The organism is Pseudoclavibacter sp. 8L, assembly GCF_902506465.1.
GTDB lineage: Bacteria > Actinomycetota > Actinomycetes > Actinomycetales > Microbacteriaceae > Pseudoclavibacter.
Genome location: NZ_LR733186.1, coordinates 121479 through 140907, shown reverse-complemented (window position 1 = coordinate 140907; position 19429 = coordinate 121479). Strand labels below are relative to the sequence as shown.

The 19429-nt window shown below is 67.1% G+C and carries 19 protein-coding genes; 8 read left to right on the top strand and 11 right to left on the bottom strand.

Translation table 11 applies throughout. From position 1 onward, the window contains the following. Positions 1-6 precede the first annotated feature (6 nt). On the top strand, positions 7-1527 hold the full coding sequence (gene lnt / locus GV007_RS07345) for an apolipoprotein N-acyltransferase (RefSeq protein WP_160071714.1): 1521 nt from the start codon (positions 7-9) through the stop codon (positions 1525-1527). A gap of 124 nt (positions 1528-1651) precedes the next feature. Here lnt and GV007_RS07340 read toward each other — a convergent pair whose 3' ends face one another. Beyond that, a complete protein-coding gene (locus GV007_RS07340) occupies positions 1652-2020 on the bottom strand; it encodes an RNA polymerase-binding protein RbpA (RefSeq protein WP_068479689.1) in 369 nt (122 codons plus the stop codon). A gap of 99 nt (positions 2021-2119) precedes the next feature. Next, positions 2120-2890: a glycerophosphodiester phosphodiesterase family protein gene (locus tag GV007_RS07335; protein WP_160071713.1), complete on the bottom strand. Its 771-nt coding sequence runs from the start codon at positions 2888-2890 to the stop codon at positions 2120-2122. Between the two features lie 52 nt (positions 2891-2942). Between GV007_RS07335 and GV007_RS07330 the strand changes: the two genes are divergently transcribed. Continuing rightward, entirely contained in the window at positions 2943-3722 is a 780-nt protein-coding gene (locus tag GV007_RS07330; RefSeq protein ID WP_201297635.1) for an SDR family oxidoreductase, read from the top strand. 97 nt (positions 3723-3819) lie between these two features. Here the strand turns inward: GV007_RS07330 and GV007_RS07325 are convergent, their stop codons facing one another. Then, positions 3820-4284, bottom strand: a complete 465-nt coding sequence (locus GV007_RS07325) for an SRPBCC family protein (protein ID WP_160071712.1) — start codon at positions 4282-4284, stop codon at positions 3820-3822. Between the two features lie 20 nt (positions 4285-4304). Continuing rightward, the gene (locus GV007_RS07320; RefSeq protein WP_160071711.1) at positions 4305-4484 is read right to left on the bottom strand and encodes a hypothetical protein; all 180 of its coding nucleotides are present in this window, start codon (positions 4482-4484) and stop codon (positions 4305-4307) included. Positions 4485-4631: 147 nt separating this feature from the next. Between GV007_RS07320 and GV007_RS07315 the strand changes: the two genes are divergently transcribed. From GV007_RS07315 to GV007_RS07305, 3 genes are all read left to right on the top strand, one after another. Then, positions 4632-4778 (top strand): hypothetical protein, encoded by a 147-nt coding sequence (locus tag GV007_RS07315; protein ID WP_160071710.1) that lies wholly within the window; start codon positions 4632-4634, stop codon positions 4776-4778. 211 nt (positions 4779-4989) lie between these two features. Then, positions 4990-6036 (top strand): LLM class flavin-dependent oxidoreductase, encoded by a 1047-nt coding sequence (locus GV007_RS07310; protein ID WP_160071709.1) that lies wholly within the window; start codon positions 4990-4992, stop codon positions 6034-6036. 128 nt (positions 6037-6164) lie between these two features. Next, positions 6165-8180 carry an ABC1 kinase family protein gene (locus tag GV007_RS07305; RefSeq protein WP_160071708.1) on the top strand — a complete coding sequence of 672 codons (2016 nt, stop codon included), beginning with the start codon at positions 6165-6167 and terminating at the stop codon, positions 8178-8180. Here the strand turns inward: GV007_RS07305 and GV007_RS07300 are convergent. Then, the gene (locus tag GV007_RS07300) at positions 8162-9619 is read right to left on the bottom strand and encodes an amino acid permease (RefSeq protein WP_194677313.1); all 1458 of its coding nucleotides are present in this window, start codon (positions 9617-9619) and stop codon (positions 8162-8164) included. The two genes, GV007_RS07305 and GV007_RS07300, sit on opposite strands and share 19 nt — an antisense overlap. An 87-nt stretch (positions 9620-9706) precedes the next feature. Here GV007_RS07300 and GV007_RS07295 point away from each other — a divergent pair, with 87 nt between their 5' ends. Next, positions 9707-11650, top strand: coding sequence for a potassium transporter Kup (locus GV007_RS07295; RefSeq protein WP_160071706.1), 1944 nt, complete (start codon positions 9707-9709; stop codon positions 11648-11650). Here GV007_RS07295 and GV007_RS07290 read toward each other — a convergent pair. The 6 genes from GV007_RS07290 to dhaK form a co-directional block, all read right to left on the bottom strand. Beyond that, the gene (locus GV007_RS07290; protein WP_160071705.1) at positions 11647-12138 is read right to left on the bottom strand and encodes a hypothetical protein; all 492 of its coding nucleotides are present in this window, start codon (positions 12136-12138) and stop codon (positions 11647-11649) included. The genes GV007_RS07295 and GV007_RS07290 overlap by 4 nt on opposite strands. Before the next feature lie 91 nt (positions 12139-12229). Further along, positions 12230-13705, bottom strand: coding sequence for a flotillin family protein (locus GV007_RS07285; protein WP_104241170.1), 1476 nt, complete (start codon positions 13703-13705; stop codon positions 12230-12232). 95 nt (positions 13706-13800) lie between these two features. Next, a complete protein-coding gene (locus GV007_RS07280) occupies positions 13801-14268 on the bottom strand; it encodes an NfeD family protein (protein WP_160071704.1) in 468 nt (155 codons plus the stop codon). A gap of 133 nt (positions 14269-14401) precedes the next feature. After that, the gene (gene dhaM / locus GV007_RS07275) at positions 14402-15106 is read right to left on the bottom strand and encodes a dihydroxyacetone kinase phosphoryl donor subunit DhaM (RefSeq protein WP_160071703.1); all 705 of its coding nucleotides are present in this window, start codon (positions 15104-15106) and stop codon (positions 14402-14404) included. Next, a complete protein-coding gene (dhaL, locus tag GV007_RS07270; protein ID WP_160071702.1) occupies positions 15103-15735 on the bottom strand; it encodes a dihydroxyacetone kinase subunit DhaL in 633 nt (210 codons plus the stop codon). The genes dhaM and dhaL overlap by 4 nt, the downstream gene beginning before the upstream one ends. 3 nt (positions 15736-15738) lie before the next feature. Beyond that, positions 15739-16740, bottom strand: coding sequence for a dihydroxyacetone kinase subunit DhaK (dhaK, locus tag GV007_RS07265; RefSeq protein WP_104331378.1), 1002 nt, complete (start codon positions 16738-16740; stop codon positions 15739-15741). A 188-nt stretch (positions 16741-16928) separates the two neighbouring features. Between dhaK and GV007_RS07260 the strand changes: the two genes are divergently transcribed. Next, positions 16929-17726 (top strand): MIP/aquaporin family protein, encoded by a 798-nt coding sequence (locus tag GV007_RS07260; protein ID WP_104241166.1) that lies wholly within the window; start codon positions 16929-16931, stop codon positions 17724-17726. Positions 17727-17880: 154 nt separating this feature from the next. Then, positions 17881-19395, top strand: coding sequence for a glycerol kinase GlpK (gene glpK, locus GV007_RS07255; RefSeq protein ID WP_160071701.1), 1515 nt, complete (start codon positions 17881-17883; stop codon positions 19393-19395). Positions 19396-19429: the final 34 nt, after the last annotated feature.

Here is a 19429-nt window from a genome sequence, read left to right as displayed (position 1 = left end):
TCCCTGATGGCTGCCGTTGCGGGTGGCCTGCTGCTGAGAGCCGCCTTCCCAGGACCCGCGCTGTGGCCGCTTGCCTTCGTCGGCATCGGGCTCGTGCTCTGCTCCCTCATGCACCGTTCCGCCGGAGGAGCGTTCCTCGTGGGCCTGGCCTCCGGGCTCGCCTACTACTTCCCGCTCATCGCCTGGGCTTCGCTCTTCCTCGGCCCTATCCCGTGGAGTGCGCTGAGCATCCTCTCGTCGCTGTTCTGGGCCGGGGGAGCGGTGCTCATCGCGCTCGCCTACCGTCGTCTCACGGCGCGCTGGGAGGGCGGCGCGCGACGCTTGGTCCTCGTCCCGGCGGCGGTCGCGGGGCTGTGGACGCTGCGCGAAGCGATCTACTCGGCCTGGCCGTACGGAGGCTTCGCCTGGGGGAGAGTGGCACAGTCGCAGTCGGCGAGTCCCTTCGCTGAGCTCGTGTCGTGGCTGGGACTCTCGGGCATGGGCTTCGTCATGGTCTTCCTCGTGGCGCTGGCCCTGGAGCTGGGGCGGGCCCGGGTCAGACCCGTGACCTGGGCGACGGCTGCAGCAGCCGTTCTCGTCGTCGCGGTTGTCCCCATCTACCCGACGAACGAGATCGGTTCCGCGCGGATCGCCGCGGTCCAGGGTGACACCCCAGAGGCCGCCTACTTCGTCGACGGAGACCCCGGAGACGTCTTCCTCGGCCATGTCGATGCGACCCTCACCATCCCGGATGACGCCGATGTCGACGTCATCCTGTGGCCAGAGGGCTCGATCGACCTCAACCCGAAGACCTCGACCGGAGTGCGCCGCACACTGGACCAGCTGAGCGAGCAATACGCTGCCCCGATCGTGGCGAACGCCGTGACGGTCGAGGAGGGCGCGACCGCCGACGACGACCGGTTCTTCAATTCGCAGTTCGTCTGGGACGCGGAGAACGGCTGGGGCGACCAATACGACAAGAAGCACCCGATTCCGTTCGGCGAGTACGTCCCGGATCGCGAGTTCTGGTACTCCTTGGCCCCCGACCTGATCGGCCTGATCGGGCGCGGCTATTCGCCGGGGGAGCGCGACAGCATCCTCGAGGTCGGTGACATCAGGGCAGGCACCTACATCTGCTACGACATCGTCGATGACGTGCTGATCCGCGACGCGGTCCTCGAGGGGGCCACCGTGCTCTTCGCACCGAGCAACAACGCCGACTTCGGGAAGACCGACGAGCCGGCACAGCAGCTCGCGTTCGCACGTCTGCGCTCGATGGAGACGGGCCGCTCCATCGTGCAGGCGTCGACCGTGGGCTTGAGCGCCATCTACTCACCCGAGGGCAGCGTGCTCGCCGAGCTGCCCTGGTACGAGCCAGGTGTCATGATCGTGGATGTCCCGCTTGCCGATGGCCTCACCCCAGCGGTGCTGTTCGGGCGCGGTATCGAGGTCACCCTCGCGGTGCTCGGGCTGGGCCTGCTGGTCGGCGCAGGGAGCTCGAAGACGCAGCGGATGAGCATCGCGACCGCGCGCATCCCGCGACGCTAGCCGAGCCAGGTCAGTCCGAGACGGACGAGGCGGTGGCGCGGCGACCGGACACACGAAAGGGACGAAGCCTGGAGGCCTCGTCCCTTTCGACAGTCACGGTCGCTCGCTGAGCGACCTGCGGGGGTCAGACGTCTTTCGCGCCCTTGGTTCCGCGCCGTGAGCGCAGGAACGTGAGCCGCTCCTGGAGGACCTCTTCGAGCTCCTCCCGCGTGCGACGCTCGAGCAGCATGTCCCAGTGAGTGCGCTGGTGCTTCTGCTCCGGCGCCTCATAGGCGACCTGCTCGCCGCCCTCGTCAAGCAGACGACCCTCGTTGCCGCTCTTCGGCGACGCCCAGACCTCGGGCACCTCCGCTTCAGCGGCGAAGGTGACGGCGAAGCGCTCACCCAGGGTCGTCTCGTACGTTCGCACCTGGCGGTCGACAAGGACAACGCCCTCGTCACTCTGCAGGCTCTGTGCGCCGAGCCGCATTCCGCGCAGACTCCGATCAGCCATTGCTGACCTCCTCTCCTCGTCAGTGCGGTTCTACTTCTATCGTCCCAACGTCCCATTGTGCCGGGGTATTCCCGCGCGTTCCCTCTTTTCCTTCGAAACTCACACATTCCTGCGGCTTCGAACGACCTCGACGGCAAGATCCGCGCGATCCGTCACGAGACCGTCGACGCCTCGGTCGAGGAGCTCCGCCATCTTCGCCGGGTCGTTGATCGTCCAGACGTGCACTTCCGGGACGTGGCGGTGGAAGGCTCGCAGCCTCGCGGGGGAGAGGAGGTCGATGCGCGCGGCTCGCTCGGGAATCTGCACCGCAGAGACGCCCCGGAGCGCTCGATGGAGCATCCCTCGCGACCGCAGTGACATTGCGACGAGCGCAGCTGCGATGGCGGAGCTCGCGGCACCGCGAGCTGCGTCTGGAATGAGGTTCGCGGTCAGCTGCAGGCGACGAGCTGAGAAGGACGTGACGAGCACTCGTCGCTGCGCGTTGGCCCGTCGCACGGCGGCAGCGACGGCGTCGACCGCATCCGCTGACTTCACGTCGATGTTGAATCGAGCATGGGGGAAGGCGTCGAGTGCTTCATCGAGGGGCAGCAGCCGTGCGCCAGGAGTGCGCCCGGCCGAGGTCAGCCGCGAGAGCTCGGCGATGGGGGAGTCGGCGAGGCTGCGATCGCTCCCGTCGAAGCCCTCGAGGGTCGCGTCGTGCCAGAGCACCGCGCGCCCGTCGCTCGATGCTCGCGCATCCGTCTCGATGTGCGTGGCGCCGACGTCGAGGGCGGCACGGAAGGCTTCGCTGGTGTTCTCAGTGGCCCGCAGCGCGAGCCCGCGGTGGGCAAGGACACGTGGGGGAGCGCCATCCAGGTACGGGTGCTGCATGCGTCCTACGGTAGTGCGCCCGGCCCTCGTCACGCCCAATAGAATCGAGCACATGGCTGAACAGATTCTCAACCCGCTGGCCGCCGGAGCACTCGAGGGCAAGCGCGCGCTTGTCACGGGTTCCTCCCGCGGCATCGGCGCGGACACCGTCAAGTTCCTCGCGCAGGCTGGCGCCAAGGTCGTCGTGAACTACCGCAACAAGGAAGCGCGGGCCGTCAAGCTCGTCGACGCGATCTCGGCCGATGGCGGCACCGCGATCGCCGTCGGCGCCGACCTCACCGACGCCGCGAGCCGCCAAGAGCTCTTCTCGACCATCGAGCGCGAGTATGGGGGCCTCGACGTGCTTGTCCTCAACGCCTCCGGCGGCATGGAGGCGGGCCTCGGCGAGGACTACGCGCTGAAGCTCAACCGCGACGCGCAGGTCGAGACGCTCACGGGCGCCCTCGAGCTCATGCGCGACGGGGGCCGTGTCGTCTTCGTCACGAGCCACCAGGCGCACTTCATCCGCACGACGCCGACGATGCCCGAGTACGAGGCAGTCGCCAGCTCGAAGCGCGCAGGGGAGGATGCTCTCCTCGAGCGCGTTCCGGAGCTCGCTGAGCGTGGCATCGAGTTCGTCGTCGTCTCCGGCGACATGATCGAGGGCACGATCACCGCCACGCTGCTCGATCGCCTCAACCCGGGCGCGATCGCCGCCCGTCGCGAAGAAGCCGGCAAGCTCTACAACGTGCAGGAGTTCGCAGCCGAGGTGACGAAGGCCGTCATCGAGCCGGTTCCCGCTGACAACATCCGCCTCATCGGCGACACATCGGGCTTCGCAACCGGAGCCTAGACGCGGGGATCCTGCCTTCACGAATGACCATGCCCGGACCATCTGGTCCGGGCATGGTCATTCCTGATCTCGCCGATGAGCGTCGACGACCTGGACGTCAGGCGTTCTTGAGCGAGTTCGTCGCGAGCTTCCGGCCTGGTCCATCCTCGAACAGCTCCTGGAGCTGGAGGAGGTGCTCACGCCAGCCATCGCGGTACTTGGCCACGTGGATCTCGGCATAGTCACCGCGGGGGAATCCCTGCTCGAGCACTCTCACCTTGCTCTTCTTGTCCTTCTGCTGGACAACGATGAGAACGACATCGGTCTCGAAATCGCCGGATTTCGTCTTCCACGTGAAGTGGAGTTCCTCCGGGGCGTCGATCTTGGTAATGTTTCCCGTGGTGATCCGGGGTTTCTTCTTACCGGGTCGAAGTGACCGAGCCGTGATCTTCGCGCCACGTTTGGTCTTGAACTCGGAATCGGCCCACCAGAGCTCGCGCAGGTCTTCATCGACAAGCGCTTGCCAGATGAGCTCAGCTGGAGCTTTGATCCGAACGCTGATGTCGATGCTGGGGGTGAACACCGCGCGGGAGGCTTCGGTCGCTACTTGCGGCTTTGTCCCACGAGCTGCCACGGGATGAAGAGTGCCAGCGAGTTCAGCAGGATGCCAGCCAGGAAGACCAGGAGGCGAAGCGTGTCGCCGTCGACCTGGAACGCCAGGCCGTAGCACCAGAGTCCGGCGCCGAAGATGATGATGCAACCGATGGCAATCAGAACGCTCACGAGTGTCGGCTCCCAGGATCTCGATGTGGCTCAGGCCACGAAGTCTGCCACGGCGAAGTACTCACCGTGCACTCACAGCCTACTTGATCACCGAGGCAGAACCGGCGCAGGCCAGCCCAGGTTCCACTACATCCGATAATGCACATTATGACATTACGAGCAGACTGTCTGTCCTCGTTCGCCGCGCCACGCCTCCTCCCCGCCGTCGACAGCATCCTGCGGCCAGGCCCGCACCCGCTCGATCCGGTACCGGTCTGTCTCGACGGCGACGCTGTACGGCTCACCGAGCTCTGACGGAGTCGACGCCCCGGGCGATTCGCCCGAGCCGATCGAGAATCACGCCAGAATCGATCGAGCACGGAGCCTGCTGCGCGAAGAATGAGACGCGAGAACGCTCTTGCGCGGCCGTCGGACGAGATCGGGCTTTTCGTCGTCTTACCGGTCTTTACGTCGCGTGACCCAGGCGCCATTCGAACTCCCCCGCCAGCGGGATGCTGAGGGCATCATGAGCGAGTCAGACACGCACCCCGCAGCCACCACCCGCAAGCGCCTCTCCTTCCTGGCATTCGTCGAGCACACGCGCGTGTCCTCGAACCGCTCGCTCGGACTCCAGGAAGGCCTCGAGCTCTTCGAGTATGCGGAGGACCTCGGCTACGACACCGGCTACGTGCGTCACCGCCACCTGGAGACGTACCTCTCCTCGCCGTTCACGTTCCTCGCGGCGGTCTCGCAGCGTGCGACGCGAATCCGGATCGGAACGAGCGTCACTCCCCTGCGATTCGAGCAGCCCGTGCGGCTCGCCGAGGACGCGGCGACGCTCGATCTGCTCTCGGAGGGCCGGCTCGAGCTGGGGCTGAGTTCTGGGTACGCGGCCACGGAGTCGACGTTCTCGCAGGCATTCGGCGAGATAGAGGGAGATGACATCAGGGCGCTCGTCGACGCTCGACTCTCGAGCTTCCTCGTCGCGCTCGAGGGGCGCACGGTCGCGACGGCCGAATCGGATCTCTCGTTTGCCAAGGCGGGTGCCGAGCTCACCGTGCAGCCGCACAGTCCGGGCCTGCGAGACCGCGTCGCCTACGGCGCTGGTGGCGGCACCAGTGCGAAGAAGACCGGCACGCGCGGGCTGCGGCTCCAGCTGTCGACGCTCAACACGGAAATCGGCGAGCTCGGCTTCGAGGACACCCAGGCCCAATCGATTCGCACGTACCGCGAAGAGCACGCCAAGGTGCGCTCATCCCCCTCCTTCGCGTCCGTGAGTCGCGCCATCGCGCCCTTTGATTCGACGACGGAACGCGCTGAGCTGGAGTGGCTGCTCGAGCGCGACGCCGAGCGCGCAGCCAATGTCGGCGAGGGGCCGCTGCCCTTCCAGTTCGGCCGGGTCGCGCACGGATCAGGCGAGCAGATCGCCGAGGCGCTCATCGACGATGCGGGCATCCACGCGGCTGACGAGCTGGTCATCGCACTCCCCTTCGATTACCCGGCCGAGACGCAGCGGCGCATCCTGCGTCAATTCGCCGAGGACGCCGCACCCCACCTCCCCTTCCTGCGCTGACTGGAGTCACCGCCGGAGCGCTGCAGCTTGCGGCCGAGCGGCAGGACAGGCACGGTTCGACCCCTGGCGTGGCCTGACGATCGGCCTTGCCGCTAGCCTGGGCGGGACCCCACACCACGAGGAGCGCCGTGTTCGCCAACGCCCTGCTGATCGCCGTCGCCATCCTCGCCGCCATCCTGGTTGGGCTCGTCGCCCGCCGGGTCCTCGGTGTGCCGATCGGCTACATCCGCTCGATCATCGTCGGTGCGCTCGTCGTGATCGCCTCGATCCCGTTCGGCAACTGGATCATCCGGGAGACGGGCGTCGACCAGCTCGAAGACGGGGAGACCAATTTCACGGTCGTCGTCGTTGTCGTCCTCCTCGCCGTCTCGTGGATCTTCGCGCTTGGCGTGCTGATCCTCGTGGCCCTCGAGGCGACGATCCCGACCAGGGCCTTCCCCAACCCGATCGAGCTCGTGCGCTCCGCGATTCGCCGCAGGAGCCGCACGAAGCGGTACCTGCAGATCCTCACGATCGCCTCGCGCGACGGCGCAGGGTGGCTCCTGCACGGACGCCGGAGCACTGCCACCGAGGGGCGCACGACCGCTCAGCAGCGAGCGGATGCGCTGGTCACGACGATCAACAACGCCGGCGTCACCTTCGTGAAGCTCGGCCAGGTGCTCTCGACGAGGCGAGACCTCGTGCCAGAGCCCTACCTGTCCGCCCTCGCTCGGCTGCAGTCGAACGCCACGACCGTGCCATGGCCCGAGATCGAAGCGGTGCTCAAGAGCGAGCTCGGGGTGCCGCTGGACACCGTGTTCGGGGAGATCGACTCCACTCCCCTGGCCGCGGCCTCCGTCGCCCAGGTGCACCGCGCCCGCCTGGTCGACGGCACACCCGTGGTCGTCAAGGTCCAGCGACCTGACGCGCGTGCGCAGGTCGAGGCCGACGTCGACATCATCGGGCGCCTCGCGGACCGCGCGGAGACTCATACGGCACTCGGCAGGGAGATGCGTCTCTCCGCGATGGCTGCCGGCTTCACGACCACGCTCGCTGAAGAGCTGGACTACCGGGTCGAGGCCCGCAATGTGCACATGATCGAGAGCACGATGCGCGACATCCACGCGGGGTCGCCGAGACTCCAGGAGATCGCTGTCCCCTCCGTCTACGCCGCGGCAAGCACCCGCAGGGTGCTGACGATGGATGTCATGGACGGCAGCCCGCTGAGCTCAGCTGACGAGCGGCTCGGAGCGCTCGGCCCGGAAGCACGCCATGACCTCGCTCAGACGCTCATGGAGACAGTTATCGAGCAGATCCTCGTCTACGGCGTCTTCCACGCGGATCTGCATCCAGGGAACGTGTTCATCCGTGACGACGGCTCGCTCGGCCTGATCGACTTCGGGGCGATCGGGATCGTCCAGCGAAGTCAGCGCGAACATCTTGCGGCCTTCCTCCTCTCCGCGGCGAGCGACGACGACGTGTCAGCGGCAGATGCGCTCCTCCTCATCGTGGATGCGCCGGAGGACCTCGACGTCGACGCGTTCCGACACGACATCGGGATAGCGCTCACCTCGGTCCAGCACTGGCCGCGCGGAGAGGGATCGATCTTCACGATGATGCTCGACGTCATCCGGAAGCACCACCTGGCGCTTCCCTCCACCTTGGCGTCCGCGTTCCGCAGTTTCGCGACGCTCGAGGGCTGCCTGCGAGTGATCGAGCCCGACTTCGACTTCGTGCAGCGGGCGCTGCCGTTCGTGCCCGAGCTGCTGAAGCAGCTGCTCGCCCTCAAGCGGGTCATCGGCACGGCTCAGGCGAAGGCCGCCGTCGCTGCCGCATACGCGGCGCGAATGCCGAACCGCACCGACACGATCGTCTCGAAGCTGGAGGACGGCGAGTTGAGCGTGCGAGTGAGTCCGTTCTCGGACCGCCAGGACCGCAGCTGGCTCGGCGGGCTGGTGAGCCGGGGAATCGACACCGCGGTCGCGCTGACTGCGGTGATCCTCGCGATCGTGCTCGTGGTCGCGGGAGGCGGCCCGACACTGGCTCCTGGCCTGGAGCTCTTCAACCTGCTCGGCGCCGTGATCGGCCTCCTCGGCTTCTTCGGGATCCTCCGCTCGATGCTGAGGTCCATCGTCGGCGCGCGTGGTCAGGCCTTCTCCGACTGAGACGGTGAGCGCTCCTCCGCTCTGGCGCGCGCGACCCGCTTGCTGATCACGAACCGCCACATCAGCCCGAGGCCGAGGAACCAGAAGGGCAGGACGATGAGGCCCGCACGAGTGTCCTCCCCCAGGAACAGCGCGACCAGGATGAAGGCGAAGAACGCCAGCACGACCCAGGGCATGAAGCGTCCGCCCGGCATCTTGAACTTCGAGGCCTCATGGAGCTCAGGACGCTTCTTCCGGAACATGAGGTAGCTGACCAGGATGAACGTCCAGGTGGCGATGAAGTTCAGCGAGCTCACCGAGGTCACCACGGTGAACGCGGCCATCACGTTGTCACCGAGAGCCAGCACCGGGAGGGCCGCGAACAGGAACGCCGTCGTGAAGAAGACGCCCTGCGTCGGCACGCCGCGTGCATTCAGGAGCCCGAACCGCCGGGTGGCCTGACCGTCCTTCGCGAGGCCGTACAGCATCCGCGTCGACGAGTAGAAGCCGGAATTGGCGCTCGAGGCCGCCGACGTCAGCACGACCAGGTTCACGACGATCGCCGCGGCCGGGAAGCCGATGAGTTCGAACATGGACGTGAAGGGACTCACCCCGGGCTCGATCAGGTTCCACGGAGTGACTGACATGATGATGACCAGGGCCCCCACGTAGAAGACGAGGATGCGAACGACCACCGAGTTGATGGCCTTCGGCAGGTTCTTCTCCGGGTCCTCAGCCTCGGCTGATGCCGTTCCGACGAGTTCGATGCCGACGAAGGCGAAGACCCCCATCTGGAACCCCAGGATGAAGCCGCTGATCCCGAACGGGAACATGCCGCCCTGATCCCACAGGTGGGAGACGGACGCCGTCACACCGTCCGCACTCGTGAACCCGGTCACGAGCAGGACGATGCCGACGGCGATCAGAGCGAGGATCGCGACGACCTTGATGATCGCGAACCAGAACTCCGTCTCGCCGAACGCCTTCACGGGCTGCAGGTTCAGGAGGAGCAGGCCGATCGCCGTCGCGATCGCCGGTGCCCATGCAGGGATGTCGTCGTTGAAGAACGCCACGTACCCGGTGATCGCCACGATGTCGGCGATGACCGTGATGACCCACGCCAGCCAGTACGTCCAGGCGACCACGTACCCGGCCCAGGGCCCGATGAGGTCAGCAGCGACATCCCCGAAGGTCTTGTATCCGAGGTTGGAGAGCAGCAGCTCCCCCAGCGCGCGCATCACGAAGAAGAGCGCGAACCCGACGATGGCGTACACGAAGATGATGGAGGGACCCGCGAGACTGATCGTCGTCCCCGAGCCGAGGAAGAGCCCCGTTCCGATCGCACCGCCGATGGCGAGCAGCTGCAGGTGGCGGGACTTGAGCCCACGTCGGAGACCGTCGTTGCCCGTCTCATCGCCGTGTGGATGCTGCGCTTCGGTCTGGATTGCCCTGCTGGTCACCGGAACCCCCTCGATGCTGGTCGATGCCGAACCCACGAATTCTAGTAGTGGCTCAGGAAGCTCGACTACCGGGTCTACATTGGTCGCATGCACGATCTGCGCACTGCGCGACCCGAGGCCGCCGCCGCCTCTCACCACCGCACAAGCGGCACCCTCCTCGCCCGCTCGGCGGTCGGCGTCGCCGCCATCGGCATCGTCTTCGGCGACATCGGCACGAGCCCCCTGTACGCGCTGCGGGCGGTGTTCTCGGAGCATGACGGTGTCGTGCAGCCCAGCATCGCGCACGTGTACGGACTCATCTCGCTCATCATCTGGGCCGTGACGTTGCTCGTGACCGTCAAGTACGTTCTCTTCGTGCTCAGGGCCGATCACGAGGGCGAGGGCGGCATCCTTGCGCTCTCGACCCTGATCGGGCGCCGACTCCGCGGGTCCCGGCGCGCCATGGCCGCGACGACCCTCGTCGGCATCATCGGCGCCGCCCTGTTCTTCGGGGACAGCGTCATCACCCCGGCGGTCTCTGTGCTCTCCGCGGTCGAGGGACTGGAGATCGCGCTTCCCGGCACCGAGGCGCTCGTCGTCCCCATCGCGCTGGCCGTGCTCGTCGGGCTCTTCGCGCTGCAGCGCTTCGGCACGGGTGGTATCGGTCGCCTCTTCGGGCCGATCATGCTGATCTGGTTCATCACCCTCGCGTGCCTCGGCATCCCCCACATCCTGGCGCATCCCGAGATCCTGGCGGCCTTCTCCCCGCACCACGCCATCGCCTTCATCATCGGCGAACCGCTCATCGCGGGCGTCGCCCTCGGCGCTGTCGTGCTGGCCGTCACCGGAGCGGAGGCGCTCTACGCGGACCTCGGCCACTTCGGCCGCTCCCCCATCTCGAAGGCGTGGCTCTTCGTCGTCTTCCCGGCTTTGACGATCTGCTACCTCGGGCAGGGCGCCCTCGTCATCGAGGATCCGTCGGCCATCGACAACCCGTTCTTCCGGATGGCACCAACCTGGGCCGTGTTCCCCCTCATCGGCCTCGCGACGCTCGCGACGGTCATCGCGTCCCAGTCCGTCATCTCCGGCACCTTCTCTGTCGCGAGGCAGGCCATGCGGCTCGGCTTCCTCCCGAATCTCACGGTCAAGCACACGTCCCGCGCGTCCATCGGGCAGATCTACATCCCGGTCGTCTCGCTGCTGCTGCTCGTGCTGATCATCGGCGTCGTCCTCGGGTTCCGAAACTCGGAGAACCTGGCGGCCGCCTACGGCCTGGCGGTCACCACCACGTTCCTGCTCACCTCCTCGCTGTTCATCGTGTACCTCCGCCTCGTGTGGGAGTGGCCCTGGTACCGAGTCCTCATCGTGACGGTCCCCATCGTCGTCCTCGAGCTCGCCTTCTTCGTGTCGGGACTCGTGAAGTTCTTTGCCGGTGGCTGGCTCCCGCTCGTCCTGGCTGGCGCCCTCATCCTGACCATGCTCACCTGGAAACGCGGTCGTGAGATCGTCACCGGACGACGGGAGCGCCTCGAGGGCACACTGCAGGAGCTCATGCGCCGCCTGCTCCTGGACCAGCCGACCCGCGTGCCTGGGTGGGCCGTCTACCCGCACGGCGGGGCACGCACCGCTCCCCTGGCGCTTCGGCTCAACACGCGCGTCAACCACGCGCTCCACGAGCACGTGCTGCTCGTCCGAGTCGCGACCGCGGACGTGCCCCACATCCCGGAACGTCGGCGCTGCACCATCGACGACATCGGGCCGGCCCCGGAGGGCCTCGTGCACATCACCCTGACGTACGGGTTCCTCGACCGCCGCGACGTTCCCCTCTCACTCCGGGACGCACGCCTCGCGGGCACCGTCTCGCAGTTCGACAACGAGAGCGCGATCTTCTTCCTGTCTCGGATCGCCCTCCGGCCGGGCCACGCCAGCGGCATGGCCACGTGGCGCGCCAAGCTCTTCGTACTCATGTCCCGCGGAGCCTCTTCGCCGGCCGCGCAGTTCGGGCTTCCCCCCGAGCAGACGGTTGAGATCTCCCCGCAGGTGCTGCTCTAGGAGCGGTCGGCCTCCGCCTCCGCGAAGCCGGTCAGGTATGCGGGCACCAGCACGGACGCCGTGAACAGGAGCGTGAGCACGAAGGTGCACGTCATGACCGTGAGCAGGTCGTAAGCGCCGCCGGAAATCCAGAAGCTGCAGAATGTCGCACCGGCTGCGGCGAGGATCGAATGGCCGATCGCGAGCGGCAGCACCCGCCGGCGCGTGTACGAACGCAGCCCGGTCGACACTCCCCGCTCAGCGGCGAGCGCCGCGACTGCACCGAGGATGCACAGCAGGAGCATCGCCAGCCAGCCGAGGAGCAGCGGCAGGAAGCCGCGCTGATCGAGCTGCACTCGACCGACCTCGGTGAGCAGCGCATAGCCGAAGAACATGACGAGGCCAACAGCCACGAGCGTCGGGACGAGTCGGCTGAGCACCTCGCGCTGACTGGGCCGGAACGCGGCGAGGGAGATCGACGGGGAATCTTCGAGGGGGGCGGCGCTCACGCGGGTCAGTGTAGCCGCCGCAGACGACGAGACGGGGCGGCCCGGTGGGGCCGCCCCGTCTCGGGAACGGTGCTGCGTGTCTCGCGGTCGGTCAGACCCCGGGAGTCGTATCGCTCGTCGCGCCGGTCGGGTTCATGCCGCCCTGCTTGGAGAACGAGCCGACCAGCTGCTGCAGGTCGATGCCCGTGAGGGTCTTGAGCACCTCGGTGCCCTCGCCCAGCACGGAGCCGACCGTCTTCGTGACGGCACTGGCGCCGTCCGTCGAGATGACGGTGAGCTTCTCGATGTTGCTGATCGGGTCGGCCGCGGCGCGGACGATCTCCGGGAGGCGGGAGATGATCTCCTGCGCGATGGCAGCCTCGCCGTACTTCTGCAGCGCCTGCGCCTTGGCGTCCGTCGCGGCAGCCTCGGCGAGACCCTCAGCCTGGATCGCAGCGGCGCGAGCGTCACCCTCGGCGCGGATACCCGCTGCGAGCGCGATCTGGCGGTCACGGTCGGCTTCACCGGAGTACCGCACGGCGGCGGCGGCGGCCTCGGCGTCCTGGACGGCGGCGACCTTGTTGGCCTCTGCCGTGCGTGTGCGCTTGTAGACCTCGGCGTCGGTAGCCGCGTTCTCGGTGTCGCGGATGGCGTTGGCCTGCTGGACCTTCGCGTAGGCGTCGGCCTCGGCGGGCTTGCGGATCTCGATGTCGAGTCGCTCCTGAGTCACGAGAGCCTGCTCGATGAGCGCCTCGCGCTCCTGCTGGGCGACGAGCCGGTCCTGCTCGGCGCGAGCGAACTGACCGGCCGCTTCGGCCTCGGCGTTCGCTCGGTCGGTCTCGGCCTTGATCGACGCCTGGCGCAGTCGGAGTTCCTTCTCACGTTCCGCGATGCGCTCGGATGCCTCGATCTTGGCGAACTCGGAGACCCGAGCGGCCTCAGCCTCGCTGACCTCTGCGACCTGGCGCGCACGAGCGGACTCGGAACGGCCGAGGTTCTGCAGGTAGTCGCTACCGGGGGTCGAGATGTCGGAGATGTTGAGGAGGTCGACCTGCAGGCCCTGCTCGATGAGGTCGGCCTTCGTCTCCGACACGACTCGGTCGGAGAGGCTCTTGCGGTCGGAGATGATCTGCTCGATCGTCATGTCGCCGACGATGGAGCGCAGCGAGCCCTCGAGCGACTCGCGGATGATGTCCGTGAGGGCCTCCTGCTGGTCGAGGAAGCGCTGGGCCGCGCGGCGAACGCCTTCCTCGGTGCCGGACACCTTGAAGTTGATGGATGCCTTGATGGCGATCTTGATGCGGTTCTTGTCGACACCCTCGACCTGGATGCCGATCTGACGCTGCTCGAGCGAGAGGGCGAAGCCCTGCTGCAGGATGGGCCACACGAAGGTGCGGCCGCCGATGACGACGCGCTGCCCCGTCATGTCGCTCTGCGCCTTCTGGCCGGCGCCGCGACCGACGATGATGAGCGCCTCGTTCGGCGGGACGCGTCGGATGCGCGACGCGATGAACACTCCGAGGGCGAGCAGCGCGATGATGATCGCGATGACGCCGATCACAGTGACGTTGGCAGTTATCAAGTCCATATGGTCGATTTCCTGTCGTGGAGGTCGTGGGTGGTCATGCTGTGGTCATGAGGCGCCCGACGGCGCAGGGAGTCGGCCAGCTGGGCGTCTCCCGATCAGATGTATTCGCGTTCGACTTTGACGCGCGAACCGAGGTGCTGCACGACGCGGATGCGCGCGCCCTGCTCGATCTCACCGTCGGCGAACGCGAGGCGTCGCTCGATCTCGTGGGACCCATCGAGCGCGACCTCTCCGCTTGAGATCGTGATCTTGGACATCGCCGTGCCGGTGTCTCCCGTGACGTCCCGGGGCACGCCGTCGCTGCTTCTCGACAGGTTGCGCACGAGCAGCGACGAACCGACGTAGGCGATGAGGCCGATGACGATCGCGACGATGTAGGCCCAGAACTGCGGCAGGCCCATGCTGTCGGTGATGGCGCCCGAGGCGCCGAAGACGACGAGCGCGACGGCCAGGCCGGGAACTGAGAGCAGCCCGCCAGCATCGACGTCGAGGACTTCCCCGAAGAAGAGCGAGAAGACCAGAAGCCCCAGGCCGATCGCTCCGATGATGATGAAGACGGTCATGACGGTGAGCTCCCTGGTGGCCGCGTGCGGCGGGGTGTCCCGCCGCCTCGCGTTGATTCTACCGAAGGCTGAGACACCGCGGCGCGGAGACCTCTCCGGCGCGGCGGCGCCTCAGCCTGCATTCCGACGGAGATCAGGCTTCTCCGAAGCCGGAGCTGATGAGCGCCGCGATCTCGGATACGGCCCGCTCGGCCTCCGCGCCCGTTGCCGAGACCTCGATCTCCTGCCCCTTCGAGGCCCCGAGGGAGATGATCCGGAGCAGGCTCTCCGCGTCGGCCCCGCCGATCGTGATCTGCGCATCGAACTTCCCTGCCGCCGATACCAGCTGGGCCGCTGGCCGTGCGTGGAGCCCCTGCTCGTTGACGATCTCGACCTTGGTGCTCACGCGAGGAGCCGCGGCCTCGTCCTCAGCCGACGGTGCCGTCACCCCGTTTCCTGGCGCATCCTGCTCGCCGCCGTCCCTCTGCCAGGCCGACTCCCCCGCTTGCGACACGGCCTCCAGCGAAGCCCCTCCGGCCGCGGCGACGGCGGCAGCGACGGTGCCTTCCACGAGCGGCGCATCCACCAGGCGCACGTCCCCGGCGTCATCGTCGAGCATCTCGAGCACCGTCTCGGCGGTGAGGACAGCGGAGCCGAGGTCGGTGAAGACGGCAACTCCCTCTCCCGACTGCGCTGTCGCGACGGCGCGTTCGATCAGCTCGAAGCTCGTGCCGATGCGGCCGTCCTCGGTGCCGCCAGCAGCGACGATCGTCACGTCCTCGGCCATCTGTCCTGCAAGCTCGACGAGGCCCTCCGCGATCCGGGCAGAGTGTGACACGACGACGATGCCGACTGTCATGAAGCCGCCTCGACAGCCGCGCCAAGAAGGTAGGCGGTCGACTGCGCGCCCGGATCTCGGTGCCCGGCGCTTCGTTCGCCCAGGTAGCTCGCTCGGCCCTTCCTGGCGACGAGTGGCTCCGTCGCGGCCGCACCCTCTACGGCCGCGAACGCCGCGGCGCGGAGCACCGCGACGCCGTCGTCGCCAGCGGCGGCCGCCTTGCTCGCGGCGGAAGCGGCGGGAGCCCAGGCGTCGACCATGGTCTTGTCCCCCGGCTGTGCCTTGCCACGCTGCTGCAGCCCTGCCGAGGCCGCCTCGACGAAGGCAGCCACGTCCCCGGGCTCCAGCTCGGGCTTGCCCTTGAGCGCTACAGCACCCTTCAGGAAAGCCGTCCCGTACAGCGGTCCGGCCGCTCCGCCGACCGTGGAGATCAGCGTCGTCGCGAGCAGCTTCAGCACGTCGGCTGGCGTGGCATCCGCGTCGAGCGAGGAGAGCTTCCCGAGCGCGGCCTGGAATCCGCGATCCATGTTCTCCCCGTGGTCTCCATCGCCGATGTTGCGATCCAGATGGATGAGCTCAGTGCGGTTCTCGGCCATCGAGGTGGCGGAGAGCTCCACCCAGCGCCTCGCCCAGTTTCCGTCGAGTGTCATGTTCTACCTTCCCCACCGAAGTGCCGCTGTGTGCACCGGTGCATCCCACAATGCCGTGAGTTCGTCGTCGAGTCTGAGAACGCTGATCGAGCAGCCTTGCATCTCGAGTGATGTCGTGAAGTTCCCGACGAGGTGCCTGGTTACCGTAATTCCGTGTTCCTTCAGCACCTGCGCGGCGCGACGGAACACGATGTAGAGCTCGATTTCTGGGGTGCCGCCCATTCCATTGACAAACAGCAGCACGTTATCGCCGGAGGCGAATGGCAGATCCTCGAGAATCGGGGTGAGCAGACGGTCGACAATCGCATCGGCAGGCTCGATCGCGATTCTCGCGCGGCCCGGCTCTCCGTGAATGCCGATCCCGATCTCGATCTCATCCTCGGCGAGGTCGAAGCTCGGCTCGCCAGCGTGCGGCACGGTGCAGGCTGAGAGGGCGACGCCCATGGACCTCGTGTTCGCGTTGACCCTGGTCGCGAGCTCTGCGACGGTGTCGAGGTCGTCTCCGCGCTCTGCCGCTGCCCCGGCGACCTTCTCCACCAGCACCGTTCCAGCGACCCCCCGCCGACCGGCGGTGTAGAGCGAGTCCTTCACGGCGACGTCGTCGTCCACGAGGACCGTCCGCACCTCGATGTCCTCAGCCAGCGCAAGGTCGGAGGCCGTCTCGAAGTTCAGGACGTCGCCGGTGTAGTTCTTGACGATGTGGAGCACACCCCGACCGGCGTCCACGGCCTTCGTGGCCTCGAGGATGGGGTCAGGCGTCGGGGAGGTGAAGACCGGCCCTGGCACTGCAGCGTCGAGCATCCCGTAGCCGACCAGCCCGCCGTGCATTGGCTCGTGCCCGGAGCCGCCGCCGGAGACGATCCCGACCTTGCCCTCCACAGGTGCATCGTTTCGCACGAGGAATGCGGGCTCCGGCGCCACCCGGAGAATATCCGCGTGGGCCAGCGCCATACCCTCGAGCGCTTCCTTGACAACGTCCTTCGGATCGTTGATCAGCTTCTTCACGATCATCCTCTCGACGAGATTTCGGCAGCAGCATTGCAGCCATGCTCAGCCTAGTGCCGACGGCGGGTCACAATTCGGGAAATTCGCTCGTAACACGCACGCCAGAGTTGTTCCTGTGCCTAGGGTGAAGAACCGCTCAATCGCGGCACGGGCTCGCCCCGTATCGAACTTCCCAGAAAGGCAATCCCGTGGATCTAGGATCGATCTTCTTGGCCGAGCTGGTGGGCACCGCAGTGCTCGTCCTCCTCGGTTGCGGTGTCGTCGCCAACGTCGTCCTCAAAGACACGAAGGGCAATGGCGGCGGCTGGCTTCTCATCAACTTCGGCTGGGGCTTCGCCGTCTTCATCGGCGTGCTCTCGTCAGCGGCATCAGGCGGCCACCTCAACCCAGCAGTGACGCTGGGACTCGCGGCCAACACCGTCGTCACCGGCGGCTCCGTGGACGTCGCCGAAGTCGGGCTGCGCATCGTCGCTCAGCTCATCGGCGCCATCCTCGGTGCCGTCGTCGTCTGGCTCGCCTACAAGCTCCACTTCGACGACGAACCGGACGCTGGTTCGAAGCTCGCGGTCTTCGCGACGGGTCCGGCCAAGCGCAGCCTCGGCTGGAACACCGTGACGGAGATCATCGCGACCTTCGTCCTGGTCCTCGCCGTCATCGCATTCCAGAACTTCCCGGCCTTCTCGATGGCGAACACTGACTCGACCGCACCCGACATGGGCAGCCTCGGGAACCTCGCACCGCTCGCCGTCGCGATCGTCGTCGTGGCCATCGGTGCGAGCCTCGGTGGCCCGACCGGCTACGCCATCAACCCAGCCCGCGACCTCGGGCCGCGCCTCGCGCACGCCTTCCTTCCCATCAAGGGCAAGGGCGGCAGCGACTGGAGCTACTCCTGGGTTCCGATCGTCGGACCGATCATCGGCGGTGTCCTCGCCGGCCTCGTCGGCACAGCGATCCTCCCTGCCGCAGCTTCCGCCTTCGGCGCCTAGCACCCACAGGGCAACCTCGACGCTTTCTGGGCCGGAGTCTTCACAGTTCCGGCCCCGAAACTGTCTGCAGGACACCACCAGCGATGCTCGCGCCAGTCCCGCATCGTGTTTTTCACCGCTGGCACATCACCACCTCTGACAAGGGAGTCACTCCGTGAGCAAGTACGTCATCGCCATCGACCAGGGAACCACCTCCTCGCGAGCCATCGTCTTCGACCACTCCGGGTCGATCGTGTCCACGGGACAGCTCGAGCACGAGCAGATCTTCCCGAAGGCCGGCTGGGTCGAGCACGACCCCAAGGAGATCTGGAACAACACGCGCGAGGTCATCGGGCAGGCCCTCTCGAAGGCGAACATCACGAGGCACGACATCGCGACGATCGGCATCACGAACCAGCGCGAGACAGCCGTCGTCTGGGACAAGACCACCGGCGAACCCGTCTACAACGCCATCGTGTGGCAGGACACGCGCACGCAGCCCATCGTCGATCGGCTCGCGGCCGAGGGTGGCGTCGAGCGTTTCAAGGACACCGTCGGACTCCCCCTCGCCACCTACTTCTCCGGAACGAAGATCGTCTGGATCCTGGAGAACGTCGAGGGTGCACGGGAGCGCGCCGAGGCAGGCGACCTGATCTTCGGCACGACTGACAGCTGGGTGCTCTGGAACCTCACCGGCGGCGTTAACGGAGGCGTCCATGTCACCGACGTCACGAATGCCTCCCGCACGCTCTTCATGGACCTCGAGACGCTCGCCTGGGACCAGTCGATCCTCGACGCATTCGGGGTTCCCGCATCGATGCTCCCTGAGATCAAGTCGTCCTCCGAGGTGTACGGCCACGCCAGCACGCAGTCGCTGCTGCGCGAGGTTCCCATCTCCGGCATCCTCGGTGACCAGCAGGCGGCGACGTTCGGCCAGACGGCCTTCTCCTCAGGAGAGGCGAAGAACACGTACGGCACCGGATCGTTCCTCATCTACAACACGGGCGAGAAGATCGTGAAGTCCGAGAACGGACTCCTCACGACGCTCTGCTACAAGCTCGGCGACGCGGCTCCCGTCTACGCGCTCGAAGGCTCGATCGCCGTGACCGGGTCGCTCGTGCAGTGGCTGCGCGACAACCTGGGCCTCATCAACTCGGCTCCGGAGATCGAAGAGCTGGCGAGCAAGGTCGAGGACAACGGCGGCACCTACATCGTCCCGGCGTTCTCCGGACTCTTCGCCCCGTATTGGCGACCGGACGCACGCGGCGCCATCGTCGGCCTCACGCGCTTCGTGAACAAGAACCACATCGCGCGCGCGGCCCTCGAATCCACGGCGTACCAGACCCGCGACGTCCTCGAGGCATCCAACGCGGACTCCGGGGTGCCCCTCGCGGAGCTGAAGGTCGATGGCGGCATGGTCGCGAACGACACGCTCATGCAGTTCCAGGCGGACATCCTGAACACGGATGTCGTGCGCCCCGTCGTCACGGAGACGACCGCCCTCGGCGCGGCCTACGCCGCTGGGCTCGCGGTCGGGTTCTGGAAGGACCTTGACGAGGTGTCCGCCAACTGGCAGGAAGACAAGCGCTGGACGCCGCAGATGCCGGAGGAAGAGCGCGAGCGTCTCTACCGGAACTGGAAGAAGGCCGTCTCGAAGACCCTCGACTGGGTTGACGAGGACGTCAAGTAGCGCGCCTGCGCACTTCCCGACGACCGAGGCCCTC